Here is a 17,300-nt window from a genome sequence, read left to right on the forward strand (position 1 = left end):
ATGTTGCAGCCCGGTCCCTGCGCACTTTTTGCATTGATGGACCTTGCGGTTGCCGGCAGCGGCACACGGCAAGGACATCACACTTTGAGGCAGGGGAATCACATTGGCTTTAGGACAGCCGAAAATCGAGTACAAATCCAACTCCGAGATCCTGAAGATGCGCCAGGCCGGATTGGTGCTGGCTGAAGCGCTGGACGAAGCCGTTGCGATGGCTCGGCCCGGGGTGCGGACCGAAGAGATCAACCAGGCCTTTGGCAAGGTGCTCGAACGCCACAACGCGACCAGCAACTTCCTTGGCTACCATGGCTTCCCAGCGAACATCTGCGCTTCGGTCAATCACGAGGTAGTCCACGGCTTCCCATCGGACTACGAGCTGAGGGACGGCGACGTGCTGAAGATCGATGGCGGCGCCATCATCGACGGCTGGCACTCCGACTCGGCACGCACCGTGCTGGTGGGCGAGAACATCGACCCAGCTGACCAGCGCCTGAGCGACATCACCGAGCAGGCCATGTGGGCCGGCATCGCCGCGGCGGCCAACGCACGCTTCATCGGCCAGATCGGCCAGGCCATCGATGACTTCGTCACCAGCCAGCCAGGCGACGAGCTGGGCATCCTCGAGGATTACTGCGGCCATGGCATCGGTTCGCAGATGCACATGGCACCGGATGTGCTGAACTACAACTCGGGGCACCGCGGCCCACGCATCAAGCCGGGCATGTGCTTGGCCATCGAGCCAATGCTGGTTCGCGGTGGCATCGAAACCTCCGTGCTGGAAGACGACTGGACTGTTGTCACCAACGACAAGTCCAACGCCTCGCAGTGGGAGCACACCGTGGCATTCCACATGGGCGGCATCTGGGTATTGACCGCGCACGATGGGGGAGCGGCCGGACTGGCCCCATTCGGCGTGACCCCATCGCCGATCCAGGGCTAGCACCAGCCTGGAAATCATCGGATCCAGTACGCCACATGGCTGTGGCGTGCTGGATCTAACATTTTAAATGTCAATGAACGATTGGCACTGTGTGGACTAATGCCGTATCGTTGTTTGTTGGTTCCTGATTTAATTGCGCCTAAAACCCTCGGGTTTTCGGTACAGGGATCAAGGACCAGAACCAATTACTTGTTGGTGGAAATTGCCAACAAAAAAAGTTAGCGGGGAAAATGGGCAAGAAGGAAGGCGTCATCCAGGTAGAGGGCACCGTCTCGGAAGCACTGCCGAACGCGATGTTCCGCGTGGAGCTGCCGAATGGACACGTAGTGCTCGCCACTATCTCGGGTAAGATGCGTCAGCACTACATTCGAATCCTCCCAGAGGACCGAGTGCAGGTTGAAATGAGCCCATACGACCTCAACCGAGGTCGCATCGTTTACCGCTACAAGTAAATCTGCAGAATCCAAGACTTTCCCAGCGTGCGCAGCGCAATCTTGTGCTACGGCCGCTGAATGATGTTCTTGGGCAAAGCTTTTTACTGCTCCACATTTAACTGCAACCGCAAAAGGACAAAGCCTTGAAGGTTAACCCTAGCGTGAAGCCGATCTGCGACAAGTGCAAGGTGATCCGTCGTAACGGCGTGGTCATGGTGATCTGCGAGAACCCACGCCACAAGCAGCGTCAGGGCTAATTCCGTTTTTACGGGATTCCCACGCGTAGTCAATTAGGCAGTATCAGCTAGGACGAAAGTCCTGGTGTACCCCCGGATTCGGAGGCCGGGGCCGTGAGCAATCACGGAAGGTACTGCTCCAGACCTCCGTTCGTTGAAAGGTAGCCACTTGGCTCGTTTAGCAGGCGTGGACATTCCACGCGAGAAGCGCGTAATTATCGCGCTGACTTACATCTACGGCGTGGGCAAGACCCGTGCAGAAGAGACCATCGCAGCGACCGGCATCAGCCCGGACACTCGCGTCAAGGATCTCACCGATGACCAGCTCGTGCAGCTGCGCGACTTCGTCGAAGGCACCTACAAGGTTGAAGGTGACCTGCGCCGTGAGGTTCAGGCTGACATTCGCCGCAAGGTTGAGATCGGATCCTACGAAGGTATTCGTCACCGTAAGGGCCTGCCGGTCCGCGGTCAGCGCACCAAGACCAACGCACGTACCCGTAAGGGCCCGAAGCGTACCGTCGCAGGTAAGAAGAAGACTCGCTAAATCTTAGCGATCTAGTTCAAATACTTTTTTCGTAGGAGAAGAAATGCCCCCAAAGACTCGTGGAGCGGTACGTAAGCCGCGTCGCAAGGACAAAAAGAATATTGCGCAGGGACAGGCGCATATCAAGAGCACCTTCAACAACACCATCGTATCGATCACCGATCCGACTGGCGCTGTTATCTCGTGGGCTTCGGCCGGCGAGGTAGGCATGAAGGGTTCGCGCAAGTCGACCCCATACGCTGCCCAGATGGCTGCTGAGTCCGCTGCAAAGCGCGCTCAGGAGCACGGCATGCGCAAGGTTGACGTTTTCGTCAAGGGCCCAGGCTCGGGACGCGAAACCGCGATCCGTTCGTTGCAGGCTGCTGGCCTTGAGGTTGGATCCATCCAGGATGTTTCCCCAAGCGCTCACAACGGTTGCCGCCCATCGAAGCGTCGCCGCGTCTAATTGATTCGCTAGGCTTAGCCTAAGAAGTCACCGAAGCATTCACTCGTGGGTGCTCCGGTGACTATCTTGGACTTATTAGCCTGCAAAAAGACGAACGGCCACCTCAGGCTACCGTCGTTTCCACCCCCGTGAGGCGTCATATAGCGGACGCTCGCTGAAAGGAAATGTAAGTGCTCATTACGCAGCGCCCAACCCTGACCGAAGAAGTAGTTGCCGAAAACCGCTCCCGGTTCGTTATCGAACCACTGGAGCCAGGCTTTGGCTACACCCTTGGTAACTCGCTCCGCCGTACCCTGCTCTCTTCGATTCCTGGTGCTTCTGTCACCAGTGTTCGAATTGACGGTGTACTGCACGAGTTCACCACCGTAGCCGGTGTCAAGGAAGATGTCACCGAACTGGTCTTGAACATCAAGAACCTGTCGGTATCTTCCGAGCACGACGAGCCAGTCGTTGCCTACCTGCGCAAGCAGGGCCCGGGCATCGTTACTGCAGCGGACATCACCCCTCCAGCAGGTGTGGAGTTCCACAACCCTGATCTGCACATCGCCACCCTCAACGCCAATGGCAAGTTCGACATGGAACTGACCATTGAGCGCGGCCGTGGCTATGTGTCTGCCGCTCAGAACAAGAACATTGATGGCGAGATCGGTCGAATCCCAGTTGATTCGATCTACTCCCCAGTGTTGAAGGTGACCTTCCGCGTGGAAGCAACCCGTGTCGAGCAGCGCACCGACTTCGATCGTTTGATCGTCGACGTGGAGACCAAGGAATCGATCACCCCGCGCGATGCAGTTGCATCCGCAGGTACCACCCTGGTTGAGCTGTTCGGTTTGTTCCGCGAACTGAACACTCAGGCTGAAGGTATCGAAATCGGTCCATCGCCAACCGATGCAGCTATGGCTGCTGACATGGCGCTGCCGATCGAGGATCTGGAACTCACCGTTCGTTCGTACAACTGCTTGAAGCGTGAGGGCATCCACTCTGTGGGTGAACTCGTAACCCGCTCCGAGGCCGACTTGATGGACATCCGCAACTTCGGTGCGAAGTCCATTGACGAAGTCAAGGCCAAGCTGGTTGAACTGGGTCTGGCCCTGAAGGATTCCCCTCCAGGCTTCGATCTGGCCGCTCGTAGCGCCATCGACGATGGCGACGAATACGACGAAGGTCTGTAAGACCCGCGTCTAGCGACACACTACTTCATCCGACTGAACGAAATATTCGTCCAGTACGGGTTATTCATCTAGGAGAACCACAATGCCTACCCCTACCAAGGGTCCGCGTCTCGGCGGCAGTGCAGCACATGAGCGATTGATTTTCGCTAACATGTCGGCACAGCTCTTCGAGAACAAGAAGATCACCACCACCCTGACCCGTGCCAAGCGTCTGCGTCCACACGCAGAGCGCCTGATCACCTTCGCTAAGCGCGGAGACCTGGCTTCGCGTCGCCGCGTCCAGGCCGTCATCGCTTCGCGTTCGCGCACCAACAAGTCGATCGTTCACGAACTGTTCGAGAACATCGCACCAGCAATGGCAAACCGCGAGGGTGGCTACACCCGCATCACCAAGATCGGTAACCGCAAGGGCGACAACGCTCCTATGGCTGTTATCGAGCTCGTGATGGAGCCAGTTTCGCCAAAGCAGGCTGTCGTCAAGGAAGCCACCAAGGCTGCCGAGAAGGCTGCTGAGACCGAAGAGGCCTAAGCCCCTTCGAGCTAATGCTCTCTCGCCTGCAAAGGCGAAAAAGATTCCCGTTGGATCCGCAAGGAACCAACGGGAATCTTTTTTGCCTGTTTGCGTGAAGACGCGGGTGATCTTGCCCGTCAGTTGGAGGGCAGGGGCATCCGCATCTTGGAATTGCCTAGCTGAACGAATCCATATCCGGGCAAGCCGTATTCAGGTATTCCGTAGCCTCGGAAGCTTCAGCCGTATCCAGTTCGGCGATCTGCTGCGAAATTTCCATCATGTTGCTGCTGTTGCCCTCAGCCATCAGGCCAGCCATTTTCTTGGTCTGCTCCGATGCCGCATTCAAGGAGGTGGCAAGCTTGTTGTCCTTCGTGTTCTCAGCGGCTTCGCCCAGGATGGAATCAAACTCGTTCATGATCTCGGCATAAGCCGATGTATCGCCAGCCAAGAGCTCAGCGCTGGAGTCCTCCGCCTTCTTCTGCAGTCCGCGTTCAGCCACTTGGTCGTTGATGTAAACGCAGGTTTCCTCGGTGGACAGTTTGCCTGCACTGCAACCAGTGAGCATGACAGATGCAAGGGTGAGCGCAGCGGCAGATGCCGCGAACTTTTTCGACATGGAGATCCTTAGACGATGATGATCCGATGGCCCAGCACGTGAGGCACCGATAAGTACCTGTTTATTCTATAATCAGGAGTTATTGCAGGCAGTGTATGTCATGAGCGGATCGGCAAGCAGCGGGTTCCTAAGAAGCGGACGGATCAGGTTCAGAAGCGGAAGCTGGGCACGTTTCACGCACATAGTCGGTGTATTGATCTTGCAGTCCGCCCTCGGCTGCCTCAACGTCTGACGAGAGCTTTGGGTCGTCAAAGGAGCGGTTGGCAATGAGGTCAATGAAGTCTTGGTAGTTTTCGATTTCGGACCGCAATGCAGTGCGCAAGTGCCTATTGCCAGTTTGCTCGGAGACTTCCCGGTAGATGCCGATGGCTGTTTCCATAGCCTCAATCGCAGGTTGGGAATTCTGCGCAAGAATTCCCATATATGCCAGGGCCCACTTTTCCTCGATGGAATGCTCTACGGCCAGTTCATTAATGAGGTCGCATGATTGCTTTGTGCTCAGCTGTCCCGAACTGCAACCGCTTAAGCAGAGCGGGACAGCAGCGGATATCGCGATAAAGCTAACTGCATTCCTGAACATGGCGAGTCCTTAGAACGGTGCTGGTGAACCAGCCGCCTGCGCGGCAGGTCCGTGGAATGCACATAGGCTACTCCCGGCAGCAGCTCTCGTTTTGGCGCCTGTGGATAACGGCGTGAAGGCGGGCACTTGATTCGACGGTTGCGCGTCTGCTTACGCATAATTGAATACATGAGTACTCAGCCAGAAAGCATCGATCCAATGGGCACCACCGCATTGGGGGCCACTGCAGCACCAGCATGGATCCGCATGCGCATGGTGCTCGGATACGACGGTGCCGCCTATAGCGGTTGGGCTCGCCAGCCCAATGTCTTGGGCGTGCAGCAGCTGGTTGAAGAGGCCCTGGAAATGATGATCCGGCGCCGCGTGCGCGTGGTTGTTGCCGGACGCACCGATGCAGGTGTGCATGCCCGCCACCAGGTGGTGCACTTCGATTTGACCGAGGAAGAATACGCGGGATTGCCACGCAAGGCGCCCATGGCTCCCGGTCCTGCGCTCGTACGCCGCATCAACGGCATCCTTGGCCGTCAGGATGGTGCCGTTTGGGTGCATGAAGCCGAACGCGCACCAGAAGGCTTCGATGCCCGCTTCTCTGCGCTGGCCCGCCGCTACTCCTACCGGATTGCCGATGGGCAGCAGCGCTGGGATCCACTGACCCGCCACCTGACCACGTGGCACCGTGAAGAGCTGGATGTCGAGGCGATGAATCGCGAGGCGCAAAGCGTGCTGGGCCGCCACGACTTCTTGACCTACTGCAAGCCCCGTCCGCATGCCACGACCATTCGTACCCTGCAGGAGTTCACCTTCACCCGCGGAGCTGACGGCTTGGTGCTGGCCCATTTGAAGGCCGATGCCTTCTGCCACAACATGGTCCGTGCGCTAATCGGTGCCGCGATGATGGTGGGGGATGGGCGTGAGCAACCGGGGTTCCTGGCCCAGCGGCTGGAACAGATGGTCCGCGACTCCAAGACCAAGCTTTCGCACCCGCGGGCCCTGGTCCTCGAAGAGGTCTACTACCCAGAGGCCGAAGAACTGGCAGAACGAGCACTCCTGACCCGCGCACGGCGAACCGAAGCCGAGGTTGACGAAGCCTGCATGGAAAGCTGACTAGCCGATAATCCCCGGGATCTTAAGGGTGTTGTTGCTCACGACGTACATGCTTTTTTGGCCGGAAACACTTTAATCCGCTAAACTTTTATGAGTTGTGTATGTCCACGTTCGACACTACACGCCCAAGCGTGACGGCTTAGTTGCATAGTCGCTGGTCTGCTGGGTGTGCGAACAATATATGGACGGCCGGTTATCATCAGTCCTCACCTGGCGTACTGGTCTAAACACAAGAACAACACGACAGTGCCTGTCACTGGGGGATCTCACCGCCTTCAGCCAAGCGACTGTTTGACCAGAAACGAATCAACGTAAGGCAATTACTGTGCGTACGTACACCCCAAAGCCGGCTGACCAGACTCGTCAGTGGTTTGTCATTGACGCCACCGACGTAGTACTCGGCCGTCTCGCCGTCCAGGCCGCAACCCTGCTGCGCGGCAAGCACAAGCCAACCTATGCTGCACACATGGACATGGGCGACCATGTCATCATCATCAATGCAGACAAGGTTGCACTGACCGGTAAGAAGCTGCTGAACAAGCGCGCTTACCGCCACTCCGGTTTCCCAGGTGGCCTGAAGAGCATCAACTACGCAGACCTGCTGGAAAAGAACCCAGTACTGGCTGTTGAGAAGGCCATCAAGGGCATGCTGCCTAAGAACAAGCTTTCCGATGCCCAGCTGTCGAAGCTGAAGGTCTACCGCGGCGCCGAGCACCCACACGCTGCTCAGTCGCCAAAGGCACTGGAAATCACCCAGGTCGCTCAGTAGTCCTGGCCCCGAGAAGAAATACTTAATAGGAGATTATCGTGGCTCAGAACGCTGAAGAAACCACTGAATTCGAAGGCGAGACCCCTTCGACTTACACCACCGAGACCTCTGCTTCGGCTGTAGTTGCCGAAACCGAGCGCGCTCCGCTGACCGTTCCAGGTGCAGCAGTTGGCCGTCGCAAGCAGGCTATCGCCCGCGTTCGCCTGGTACCAGGCACCGGCAAGTGGACCGTTAACGGTCGCACCCTGGAGAACTTCTTCCCTAACAAGCTGCACCAGCAGGACGTCAACGAGCCTTTCAAGATCCTTGGTCTTGAGGGTGCTTACGACGTTATCGCTCGTATCAACGGTGGCGGCATTTCCGGCCAGGCCGGTGCACTGCGTTTGGGTATCGCTCGCTCGCTGAACGAGATCGATCGCGATGCAAACCGCGCCACCCTGAAGAAGGCTGGCTACTTGACTCGTGACGCACGCGTCATCGAGCGCAAGAAGGCTGGTCTGAAGAAGGCACGTAAGGCTTCGCAGTTCTCGAAGCGCTAAACCTTGCTTCAAGGTCTTTCCAAAGGCCCTGGCATCCTGCAAAGGACGCCGGGGCCTTTGGCCTTTTAACGCCGAAGACTGCAAGATCCCATTAATCTTTTCTCATCTCACTGCCAATGCGGGACTTTAAGCCGTATAAATCAATGCAGAGGGCATATGATTGAAGGCGATGGCAAGGTTATTTGGGACCGATGGGGTCCGAGGAAAAGCAAACGAACTGTTAACTCCCGAGCTCGCGCTGGAACTGGCGCAGGCGGCATCGGTGGTGCTGGGCTTGAGCCAGCCAGAGGACGGCTACAAGCCGGTCGCTGTGGTTGCCAAGGACCCGCGCATCAGTGGTGACTTCCTGTCTGCCGCAATTGAGGCCGGCCTGGCCGCCTCCGGCGTCGACGTCATGGATGCCGGCACGCTGCCGACTCCTGCGGCGGCATTCCTGGTAGGGGACCTGAACGCCGATTTCGGTGTCATGATCTCCGCCTCGCACAACGCGGCTCCGGATAACGGTATTAAGTTCTTGGCCCGTGGCGGCAAGAAGCTGGACGATGCGCTGGAAGATGCCATCGAAGCCTGCTTGAAGATGCCAAAGCCACGTCCAACCGGCGGTGAGGTAGGTCGAGTCTCGCGTTTCGCCGACGCTGAGGACCGCTACATCATGCACCTGCTGCAGGCACTGCCCAACCGGCTGGATGGCATGAAGGTCGTTCTGGACTGCGCCCACGGCGCTGCTTCGGGCTGCTCCCCAGAGGTTTTCAAGGCTGCCGGCGCAGAGATCGTCGTGATTGGCGCAGATCCGGACGGCATCAACATCAATGACGGCTACGGCTCCACCCACCTGGAGAAGCTGCAGGCCGCTGTGCTGGAGCACGGCGCGGACCTGGGCATCGCGCACGACGGCGACGCTGACCGCTGTCTTGCAGTAGACCATGAAGGCACCGTCGTCGACGGTGACCAGATCATGGCCGTCATGGCACTGGACATGAAGGACCGCGGCGAACTCAAGGACAACACCCTGGTTGCCACCGTGATGAGCAACCTCGGCCTGACCCTGGCCATGGAAGCAGCAGGCATCACTGTTAAGCAGACCGGCGTGGGTGACCGCTACGTGCTCGAAGGCATGCGCGAAGGCGATTACTCCCTGGGTGGCGAGCAATCCGGCCACGTGATCTTCTCCAAGCACGCCACCACCGGCGACGGCGTGCTGACCGGCCTGATGATTGCGGCCCGCGTGAAGGCTACCGGCAAGACCCTGAAGGAACTTGCTGCCGTGCTGACCGTCCTGCCACAGGTGCTGATCAACGTACGCGGCGTAGACAAGGCCAGCGTTCCAGAATGCGAACCGCTGCAACGGGCAATTGCCGCTGCTGAGGCACGCTTGGGCACCACCGGCCGTGTGCTGCTGCGTCCATCGGGGACCGAGCCAGTAGTTCGCGTCATGGTCGAGGCAGCTACCCACGAGCAGGCCCAGGCCGAAGCCGAAGCCCTGGCAGGATCGGTCAAGGAGCATCTGGCCCTCTAGGCCCAGTAGCTTCCCAGCAACCAACACGTAAATATCAAGAAAACTCACACCCCCGCAGCGCGTTCCACGCCGGAACAGGCTGCGGGGGTGTGGCATGCTAACTAATAGAAACTGATATCGGTTCGCGTTCTCGGAGAGAAGGACTTTCGTGACTTTACGCATCAGCGTGATCGGCACCGGCTACCTCGGTGCAACCCATGCCGCCTGCATGGCTGAACTGGGCTATGAAGTCATTGGACTGGACGTAGACAAAGCCAAGCTGGAAGCACTGGCCGCTGGCGTTCTGCCCTTCCACGAGCCAGGCCTGCCAGAACTGCTGCGCAAGCATGTGGCCTCCGGACGCCTGCGCTTCACCGACAGCTACGCAGAAGTCGCTGCCGGCGCGGATATCCACTTCATCACCGTGGGCACCCCGCAGCGCGCCGACTCGCAATCAGCAGACATGTCCTACGTAGACGGTGCCGTGGATTCGCTGCTGGAGCACATCACCGGCGAAGCGCTGATTGTCGGCAAGTCCACCGTGCCGGTAGGCACCGCACGCCGGCTGAGCGAGAAAATTGCCCAGGACGCCAAGAACGGAAGCAGCATCGCGCTGGCATGGAATCCGGAGTTCCTTCGCGAAGGCTTCGCCGTCCAGGATACCCTGCGCCCCGATCGCCTCGTCTACGGCCTGGAGCATGAACGCGGACTGGAACTGCTGCGCAAAGTCTATGCACCGATCCTTGCCTTGGATACTCCGGAGATCGCCACGGACCTGGAGACTGCAGAACTGGTCAAGGTTGCAGCCAACGCCTTCCTGGCTACCAAGATTTCTTTCATCAACGCCTTTGCGGAGGTGACTGAAACCGTAGGCGGCGACATCAAGGTCCTTGCCGACGCCATTGGCCACGATAAGCGCATTGGACGCCGTTTCCTGAACGCTGGAGTGGGCTTCGGTGGCGGTTGCCTGCCCAAGGACATTCGAGCCCTCCAAGCACGCGTCAGCGAACTTGGCCTGAGCCAGACCATGGGCTTCTTGGCTGAAGTCGACCAGATCAATTTGCGACGCCGTGACCGCGTGGTCTCGCTGGCCTCGCACATGCTGGGCAATGAGCTGGCAGGCAAGCATGTCTGCGTACTCGGCGTGACTTTCAAGCCGAACAGCGATGATGTGCGGGACTCGCCAGCACTGGATATCGCCGTCCGCCTGTACAACGAGGGCGCTGAAGTCTCGGTCTACGACCCAGAAGGCAACGCCAACGCTGCCGGCCGTTTCCCGCGCTTGAACTACGTTGATTCCTTCAAGGAAGCGGCGAAGGATGCGGACCTGACCTTGGTGCTGACCGAATGGAATGAATTCCGCGAACTGAATCCGTCGGATCTGGCGGATGTAGTGGCCAACAAGCAGCTGATTGACGGGCGCAACGTCCTGGACCGCCCTGAATGGCGGAATCAGGGCTGGACTGTTACCGGTCCGGGTGAATACTTCGAGCTGGGCAACATGGCTCCGGCAACTACCTCGATTCCGGTACAGGCTTCCTGAAGCTAGCTGCGGTACGCGACTGCAACTGCAAGAGAGAGCGAGCCTCATGGCATACACTGTGGTCACCGGCGGTGGTCGTGGCTTAGGAGCCGCGATTGCGGTGCGTCTAGCCACCGACCGCAACTTGATCATCGGCTACAGGCAGGATGAGAAATCGGCGCAGGCAGTGGCAGATAAAGTCCGTGAGCTCGGCGCTATTTGCCATGTCCTGCAGATCGACTGCGCCAATGAAGAATCAGTGGCAAGGTTCTTCGCCCGAGTGAAGGACATTGGTGAACTTGAAGGACTGGTAAACAACGCGGGATCAGCGACGGCCATCGGAAATCTGGCAGACAACGAGTTGACCGATATCGCCGCGGATCTGAACGTGAACCTTCTGGGCCCAATTACCTGCATTAAATATGCGCTGCCCCTGCTCCAGTCACATGGCGGTGGTGCAATCGTGAACATTTCATCGGTGGCGGCTGAATCCGGAAGCCCCTTCACGTACGTGCATTACGCTGCAGCCAAGGCCGGAGTAGAAGCCTTGACAGTGGGACTGTCCAAGGAACTGGCTAAGGACTGCATCCGAGTGAATGCGGTTAGCCCGGGAACGCTTTGGACTGAATTCCATAAGGATCCACAGCGCCCTGCGCAAATCGCCGAGACGATCCCGATGGGACGCGCAGGCAAGCCGACAGAAGTAGCCGGTGCGGTGGCTTGGCTATTGTCTAGCGAAGCCGCCTACACCACCGGCAGCGTTCTCAAAGTTTCTGGCGGCCTCTAGAGGGACCCAGAGCCTAGAAGCCGAACTGCTTCATGACCTTAGGCAGGTTCTCGATCAGGCGCGAAGCATTGACAGTTCCCTCTGAAGCGGTCACCCGGCCCAGGTGGCCATGAATGTAAGCGGCACACGCGGTCAGTTCCATCATGCGGCGGTTAGGCACGGTTCGCAGGCCTTCGGTGCCCGTGAGCGAGCTGTCGGAGAGCATGTAGCCCAGGATGCCGGTCAGGACATCGCCGCTGCCTGCAGTGGCCAATTCTGGTGCCGAGTGGCTCACCATCAGGCTGTCGCCATTGGGGGCCACAATGTAGCTGGTTGGTCCCTTGAGCAGGACCACGGCGTTGTATGCCAGGGCGGCCCACCGGGTCCAGCGAATCGGGTCCTGGGAAATCTCATCGGGAGTGATCTTCACTCCAGCGCGGCTGAGCAGCATGCGCAGTTCCTTGGCATGAGGCGTCAGCACGCGAGGCTGCTCGCTTGGGCCGGCAGGAACGACTTCCAATCCGGACGCGTCAATGACGGCCGGCTGCGGGCTGGCAAAGACATCAGCGATGGCGCCAGTCGGGGGAGTGCGTCCATCCAAGCCCGGGCCAATGGCCCAAGCCTTGATCTTGGCGCCCTTGCCGTGAATCTGACGGCGGGAGGAAGACAGCGCTTCCTTGATCTGCTCATCATCCAGTGGCACGGACTCCGGCACGGCGACGGCCATGAGCGGCTGAATGGATTCTGGCACGTGGGTGCGAAGCAATCCGACGCCGCAGGCTACAGCGGCCTTGGCGGTCAGCTGAGCAGCTCCGGGATAAAGGCCGGAACCGGCGATGAGTCCCAGGACTCCACGCTGGTACTTGTGCCGTCCGGCATCCCGCCAAGAGCGGTGCTGGTCCAGCAGCTCGCGAGTGGCCACCTCGTCCACAAGCTGCGTTCCAGCTTGGACGGAAGAAAAGTCGAATTCGAGATCTGCCACGGTAATGTCACCGGTAACCAGCGGTCCGTCTACAGACAGAAGACCGGATTTCATGGCCCCGAAAGTTACCGTGCGTTCTGCGCGAAGAACAGAGTCCTGCGCAACGCCCGTTTCAGGATCCAGGCCTGAAGGAATATCGCAGGCCAACACCCGTGCGCCAGCAGGAAGCTTCGGCAAATCAGAGCCGGCACGGTATCCAAGGCCGTAGATGGCGTCAATAATGAGCGAGGCATTAGCTAATTCGCCTTGACCGTCGGAGAGGTCCAGCACGGTACCGCCGGCAGCTTGATATGCTGCAGCACCTTCGGCATGGATCTGTTCGTGGCACTGCAGAGCCAGAGTGGAAATCTTCTGCAGTTGGAGCTCTGCCAGTGCATACAAGCCATCTCCACCGTTGTTGCCCGGGCCGATAAGCGCCACCACGAAAGCCGGATCGGCGCTGGAATTCTCGGTCAGCATGGCGACTGCCGTTGAAGCCAAATGGGCGGCTGCTTGCTTCATTAAGCTGGTCTCGCCCCGCTTGGAGTTCTCCTGGGCTTCAACCGCACGAATTTGCGCAACACTGTAGACAGGAATCATAAGACAAACAATACTCAAGGCACCTGTGCGATGCCCTATTTAATGAGATGCGTGTCGTTATTCTTTCGTCGTGGCGTTGGTGCCTAGCGTTCTGCAACCACCATTGCGATAGCCATATCTCCATCGTGGGACATGGTCAGATGCCATGATTTGATGCCACGCAGCTCGCTGGCAGCGGCCACTGAACCAGTGTTGTGAACCTGGGGATCACCGGCTTCATCTTTGCGGATAGTGCAGTCCTGCCAGTTCATGCCCGCAGGAGCTCCCAGCGCCTTGGCGATGGCTTCCTTGGCCGCGAAGCGGGCCGCCAGGGATCGCAGGGGCAGGCCCCGCTCTTCTTCGGTGAAGAGCCGTTCACGCAAGCGTGGAGTCTTCTCGAGCTGGCGGCCAAAACGCGGCACATCAACGATGTCCACTCCAATTCCTGCAATCATGCCTATCAGTTTATCCAGTGCTTGCAGGGCATAAAAATTGCGGGCATTACCGGAAAGGGAATGCCCGCAATTCTGGTGCTCGGTGGATTACTCCACGGTCACCGACTTGGCCAAGTTGCGTGGCTGGTCGACATCGAAGCCCTTGGCGGATGCCAGTTCGCAAGCGAAGATCTGCAGTGGCACGGTGGCCAGCAGAGGCATCAGCAGGGTTGGGGTTTCTGGCACGTAGAAGACCCACTCGGAGAAGTCCTTGACCGCAGCATCGCCATCTTCGGCAATAACCAGGGTCTTAGCGCCACGGGCGCGCACTTCCTGGATATTGGAGACAACCTTGGAGTGCAGCGAGTCGCGACCGCGAGGGGAAGGAACTACGACGAACACTGGCTGGCCATCGTCGATCAGGGCGATAGGGCCGTGCTTCAGCTCGCCAGCGGCGAAGCCTTCAGCATGGATGTAGGCGATTTCCTTGAGCTTCAAGGCGCCTTCCATTGCTACCGGGTAGCCTACGTGGCGGCCCAGGAACAGCACGGAGTTGGCATCTGACATGTTGCGTGCCAGATCCTTGATCTCTTCCGCGCGGTCCAAGACGTCCTGGATCTTGGAAGGGATCTTGCCCAGGTCGGCAAGGATGTCCTTGATCTGGCCCTGGAACAGGTTGCCGCGCAGCTGCGCCAGGTACAGGCCCAGCAGGTAGGTTGCGGTGATCTGTGCCAGGAATGCCTTGGTGGAAGCCACAGCAATTTCCGGACCAGCGTGGGTGTACAGCACCGCATCCGATTCGCGTGGGATGGTCGATCCGTTGGTGTTGCAGATCGACATGGTCTTGGCGCCCTGCTCCTTGGCGTAACGCACAGCCATCAAGGTGTCCATGGTTTCGCCGGACTGGGAGATCGAAACGATCAGGGTCTTTTCGTCCACGATTGGCTCGCGGTAGCGGAACTCGTGGGAGAGCTCAACTTCTACCGGGATACGGCACCAGGACTCGATAGCGTACTTGGCCACGGAGCCGGCATATGCCGAGGTGCCGCAAGCAAGAACAACAATCTTGGAGATTTCGGCCAGTTCCTCTGGAGCGATACGCAGTTCGTCCAGGGTCAGTCGGCCATCAGCGTCCGAGCGGCCCAGCAGGGTGTCGGCAACAGCTGCAGGCTGGTCGAAGATTTCCTTCTCCATGAAGGATGGGAAGCCACCCTTTTCAGCGCTGGCTGCATCCCAGTCAACGGTGAATTCCTTGCCTTCGGCCGGGTTGCCGTCGAAGTCGGTGATGGAATGGTTATCCGGGGTGATGGTTACGATCTGGTCCTGGCCCAGTTCTACGGCACGACGGGTGAAGTCGATGAAGCCGGAGACATCCGAACCCAGGAAGTTTTCGCCATCGCCCAGACCGAGAACCAGAGGGGAGTTGCGGCGAGCCGCAACGACAACACCTGGGTGGTCCTGGTGAACTGCCAAGAGGGTGAAAGCACCTTCGAGCTGCTGAACAGCAAGCTGCATGGCGCGGGTCAAATCGCCTTCGGCCTCGGAGCTGTAGAGCTTGCCCAGCAGAGCTGCGGCAACCTCGGTATCGGTATCCGAGAGGAATTCAACGCCCTCGGCTGCCAAGCCGGCCTTGATGCCGGCGAAGTTTTCAATAATTCCGTTGTGGATCATGGCAAGCTTGCCACCATCGGCCAGGTGTGGGTGAGCGTTCTGATCGCTCGGACCACCGTGGGTTGCCCAACGGGTATGCCCAATGCCGGTCATCGACTTAGGCAATGGGGACTCGGCAATTTCATTTTCCAGATTGACCAGCTTGCCGGCCTTCTTACGAGAATGAATGGCGCCATCGGCAACAACAGCGACACCGGCCGAGTCGTAGCCGCGGTATTCCAACCGACGCAAACCTTCAATTAGAACGTCGAGGGCGCCATGATCGGCGACCTGGCTCGAGGTTCCTGCATATCCAACAATTCCGCACATGGGAAAAATCCTACCGGTTCAATGCCTATCGATGGGAATAATCGTGTCGGAGCACTCAAAATTACCTATGTCTTAGATCACCAGTCGGCCGTTTTTTGACTAATCCAATTGCCTTGTTGATGTTGTTAATTGGGATGTGGAGCATATTCTTGGCAGAATTTACCCTCGTGGAACCACACGGAACACTTGAAACGCCTATCTCGCCTTTCGTTGAACTGGAGCGCGAGACATGGGCGCGCCTGTCCAATCAAATGGAACAGCCGCTGAATTATTCGGACATTGAGCGGCTACGCGGCCTCGGCGACCAGCTGGACTTGCAAGAGGTCCGGGACGTCTACCTGCCACTGAGCCGCCTGCTGTCGCTTTATGTCGAGGGTGCCGGCGCGACGCATCAGGCAACCACTACCTTCTTGGGCGAGCAGACCAGCCGCACGCCTTTTGTCATCGGCGTCGCCGGCTCGGTTGCCGTGGGAAAGTCCACAACTGCTCGTGTACTGCAGGAAATGCTGCGCCGCTGGCCGCATACGCCTGATGTCCAGCTCATAACCACTGATGGTTTCTTGTACCCGAATGCCGAGCTTGAGCGCCGCGGGATCATGCACCGCAAGGGGTTCCCCGAATCCTATGACCGGCGGGCGCTGCTGCGCTTTGTCTCGGCGGTAAAGTCTGGTGCCCCAGAAGTAAGTGCTCCGGTCTACTCGCACCTGACCTACGACATCATCCCGGGGGAGCGCAATGTAATCCGCTCACCGCAGGTATTGATTGTCGAGGGACTGAACGTATTGCAGCCTGCTCGAACCCGTTCCGATGGAACCGTGGGCCTGGCCCTGAGCGACTTCTTCGACTTCTCCGTCTATGTGGATGCGCGTACCGCGGATATCGAAGAGTGGTACATTAAGCGGTTTATGCGTCTGCGCTCCGGTGCCTTCTCCGACCCGGCCAGCTACTTCCACCGCTATGCCCAGCTCACTGATGTCGAGGCACGGGAAACTGCTCACGGTATCTGGAAGCGCATTAACGAGCAGAACCTCAGGGAAAACGTCTTGCCTACGCGTGGGCGGGCGCAATTAGTACTGCGCAAGGCGGCGGATCACTCGGTGCGCAGGATGCTATTGAGGAAAATCTAGGCTTCTTCAGCTGATATCTAAGCAAACGATTTCTGTGAATTTGCCGAACTATTACAGATCGGAGCCCAAATTCGTAGTCTTGCTGTGATTTTCCTGTGTATGCTCTAACCATGCTAAAAGGTTTCCGCGATTTTATTATGAAGGGCAACGTTGTCGATCTGGCCGTTGCTGTTGTTATCGGCGCTGCCTTCGGCGCCGTAGTCACCGCCTTGGTCGATAATGTGCTGATGCCATTGATCGCTGCCCTGGTTGGATCTCCAAACTTCGACAGCTTCTTGTTGCTAACCATTGACGGCGTTGACATCAAGTTCGGTGTCTTCCTCACTGCACTGGTCAACTTCCTGCTGATTGCTGCAGCTGTCTACTTCGCGCTGGTTCTGCCAATGACCAAGCTCAACGAGCGACTGGCTGCACGCCGTGCTGCCGGTGCAGAAGAGCCAGAGGAAGAAGTAGATCCACAGCTGGAGCTGCTCGCCCAGATCCGCGACGAGCTGAAGACTCTGCGCTAAGCCCTGACAAACATCCGTCTCCAAGGGGCGGGGCGCAGCA

General features: G+C 58.4%; 19 protein-coding genes and 1 pseudogene. 15 read left to right on the plus strand and 5 right to left on the minus strand.

The annotated features are described in order from the left end of the window. Positions 1 to 103: 103 nt before the first annotated feature. The 7 genes and pseudogenes from map to rplQ form a co-directional block, all read left to right on the plus strand. Entirely contained in the window at positions 104 to 937 is an 834-nt protein-coding gene (map, locus tag ACNPN0_RS03000) for a type I methionyl aminopeptidase (RefSeq protein WP_133833629.1), read from the plus strand. A gap of 230 nt (positions 938 to 1,167) precedes the next feature. Then, positions 1,168 to 1,389, plus strand: a complete 222-nt coding sequence (gene infA, locus ACNPN0_RS03005) for a translation initiation factor IF-1 (RefSeq protein WP_013349662.1) — start codon at positions 1,168 to 1,170, stop codon at positions 1,387 to 1,389. A 125-nt stretch (positions 1,390 to 1,514) separates the two neighbouring features. Beyond that, a complete protein-coding gene (gene rpmJ / locus ACNPN0_RS03010) occupies positions 1,515 to 1,628 on the plus strand; it encodes a 50S ribosomal protein L36 (protein WP_013349661.1) in 114 nt (37 codons plus the stop codon). A gap of 148 nt (positions 1,629 to 1,776) precedes the next feature. After that, positions 1,777 to 2,151: a 30S ribosomal protein S13 gene (gene rpsM, locus ACNPN0_RS03015; protein WP_105657648.1), complete on the plus strand. Its 375-nt coding sequence runs from the start codon at positions 1,777 to 1,779 to the stop codon at positions 2,149 to 2,151. A gap of 43 nt (positions 2,152 to 2,194) precedes the next feature. Continuing rightward, complete coding sequence (gene rpsK / locus ACNPN0_RS03020) at positions 2,195 to 2,596, plus strand: 30S ribosomal protein S11 (protein ID WP_038992179.1); 402 nt, start codon at positions 2,195 to 2,197, stop codon at positions 2,594 to 2,596. A gap of 170 nt (positions 2,597 to 2,766) precedes the next feature. Continuing rightward, positions 2,767 to 3,768, plus strand: a complete 1,002-nt coding sequence (locus ACNPN0_RS03025) for a DNA-directed RNA polymerase subunit alpha (RefSeq protein WP_105657647.1) — start codon at positions 2,767 to 2,769, stop codon at positions 3,766 to 3,768. Between the two features lie 82 nt (positions 3,769 to 3,850). Then, a pseudogene (gene rplQ, locus ACNPN0_RS03030) lies at positions 3,851 to 4,291 on the plus strand (50S ribosomal protein L17); the annotation flags it as partial. Between the two features lie 163 nt (positions 4,292 to 4,454). On the opposite strand, the gene ACNPN0_RS03035 reads toward rplQ, so the two are convergent. Together ACNPN0_RS03035 and ACNPN0_RS03040 are read right to left on the minus strand one after the other, a co-directional pair. Continuing rightward, positions 4,455 to 4,895, minus strand: a complete 441-nt coding sequence (locus ACNPN0_RS03035) for a hypothetical protein (protein ID WP_448937644.1) — start codon at positions 4,893 to 4,895, stop codon at positions 4,455 to 4,457. A gap of 127 nt (positions 4,896 to 5,022) precedes the next feature. Beyond that, positions 5,023 to 5,475, minus strand: coding sequence for a hypothetical protein (locus ACNPN0_RS03040; protein WP_448937645.1), 453 nt, complete (start codon positions 5,473 to 5,475; stop codon positions 5,023 to 5,025). 168 nt (positions 5,476 to 5,643) lie between these two features. Between ACNPN0_RS03040 and truA the strand changes: the two genes are divergently transcribed. The 6 genes from truA (at position 5,644) to ACNPN0_RS03070 (ending at position 11,691) form a co-directional block, all read left to right on the plus strand. Then, the gene (truA, locus tag ACNPN0_RS03045; RefSeq protein WP_448937646.1) at positions 5,644 to 6,579 is read left to right on the plus strand and encodes a tRNA pseudouridine(38-40) synthase TruA; all 936 of its coding nucleotides are present in this window, start codon (positions 5,644 to 5,646) and stop codon (positions 6,577 to 6,579) included. Between the two features lie 325 nt (positions 6,580 to 6,904). After that, complete coding sequence (rplM, locus tag ACNPN0_RS03050; RefSeq protein ID WP_105657642.1) at positions 6,905 to 7,348, plus strand: 50S ribosomal protein L13; 444 nt, start codon at positions 6,905 to 6,907, stop codon at positions 7,346 to 7,348. 38 nt (positions 7,349 to 7,386) lie between these two features. Next, positions 7,387 to 7,887 carry a 30S ribosomal protein S9 gene (rpsI, locus tag ACNPN0_RS03055; RefSeq protein ID WP_060702200.1) on the plus strand — a complete coding sequence of 167 codons (501 nt, stop codon included), beginning with the start codon at positions 7,387 to 7,389 and terminating at the stop codon, positions 7,885 to 7,887. Between the two features lie 169 nt (positions 7,888 to 8,056). Then, positions 8,057 to 9,403: a phosphoglucosamine mutase gene (glmM, locus tag ACNPN0_RS03060; protein WP_105657641.1), complete on the plus strand. Its 1,347-nt coding sequence runs from the start codon at positions 8,057 to 8,059 to the stop codon at positions 9,401 to 9,403. A 148-nt stretch (positions 9,404 to 9,551) separates the two neighbouring features. Beyond that, entirely contained in the window at positions 9,552 to 10,925 is a 1,374-nt protein-coding gene (locus ACNPN0_RS03065; protein ID WP_448937647.1) for a UDP-glucose dehydrogenase family protein, read from the plus strand. Between the two features lie 46 nt (positions 10,926 to 10,971). Then, positions 10,972 to 11,691 (plus strand): SDR family NAD(P)-dependent oxidoreductase, encoded by a 720-nt coding sequence (locus ACNPN0_RS03070; RefSeq protein WP_448938842.1) that lies wholly within the window; start codon positions 10,972 to 10,974, stop codon positions 11,689 to 11,691. A 13-nt stretch (positions 11,692 to 11,704) separates the two neighbouring features. Here ACNPN0_RS03070 and ACNPN0_RS03075 read toward each other — a convergent pair whose 3' ends face one another. From ACNPN0_RS03075 to glmS, 3 genes are all read right to left on the minus strand, one after another. After that, complete coding sequence (locus ACNPN0_RS03075) at positions 11,705 to 13,153, minus strand: NAD(P)H-hydrate dehydratase (RefSeq protein ID WP_166650718.1); 1,449 nt, start codon at positions 13,151 to 13,153, stop codon at positions 11,705 to 11,707. Between the two features lie 161 nt (positions 13,154 to 13,314). Then, positions 13,315 to 13,665, minus strand: a complete 351-nt coding sequence (locus tag ACNPN0_RS03080; RefSeq protein WP_105657637.1) for a holo-ACP synthase — start codon at positions 13,663 to 13,665, stop codon at positions 13,315 to 13,317. 87 nt (positions 13,666 to 13,752) lie between these two features. Continuing rightward, on the minus strand, positions 13,753 to 15,624 hold the full coding sequence (gene glmS, locus ACNPN0_RS03085) for a glutamine--fructose-6-phosphate transaminase (isomerizing) (protein WP_332487181.1): 1,872 nt from the start codon (positions 15,622 to 15,624) through the stop codon (positions 13,753 to 13,755). A gap of 167 nt (positions 15,625 to 15,791) precedes the next feature. On the opposite strand from glmS, the gene coaA reads away from it, so the two are divergent. Both coaA and mscL read left to right on the plus strand, forming a co-directional pair. Beyond that, entirely contained in the window at positions 15,792 to 16,751 is a 960-nt protein-coding gene (gene coaA, locus ACNPN0_RS03090) for a type I pantothenate kinase (RefSeq protein ID WP_448937698.1), read from the plus strand. A gap of 110 nt (positions 16,752 to 16,861) precedes the next feature. Continuing rightward, positions 16,862 to 17,260, plus strand: coding sequence for a large conductance mechanosensitive channel protein MscL (gene mscL / locus ACNPN0_RS03095; protein WP_105657635.1), 399 nt, complete (start codon positions 16,862 to 16,864; stop codon positions 17,258 to 17,260). Positions 17,261 to 17,300 lie beyond the last annotated feature (40 nt).

It is taken from the genome of Glutamicibacter sp. AGC84, assembly GCF_053543575.1.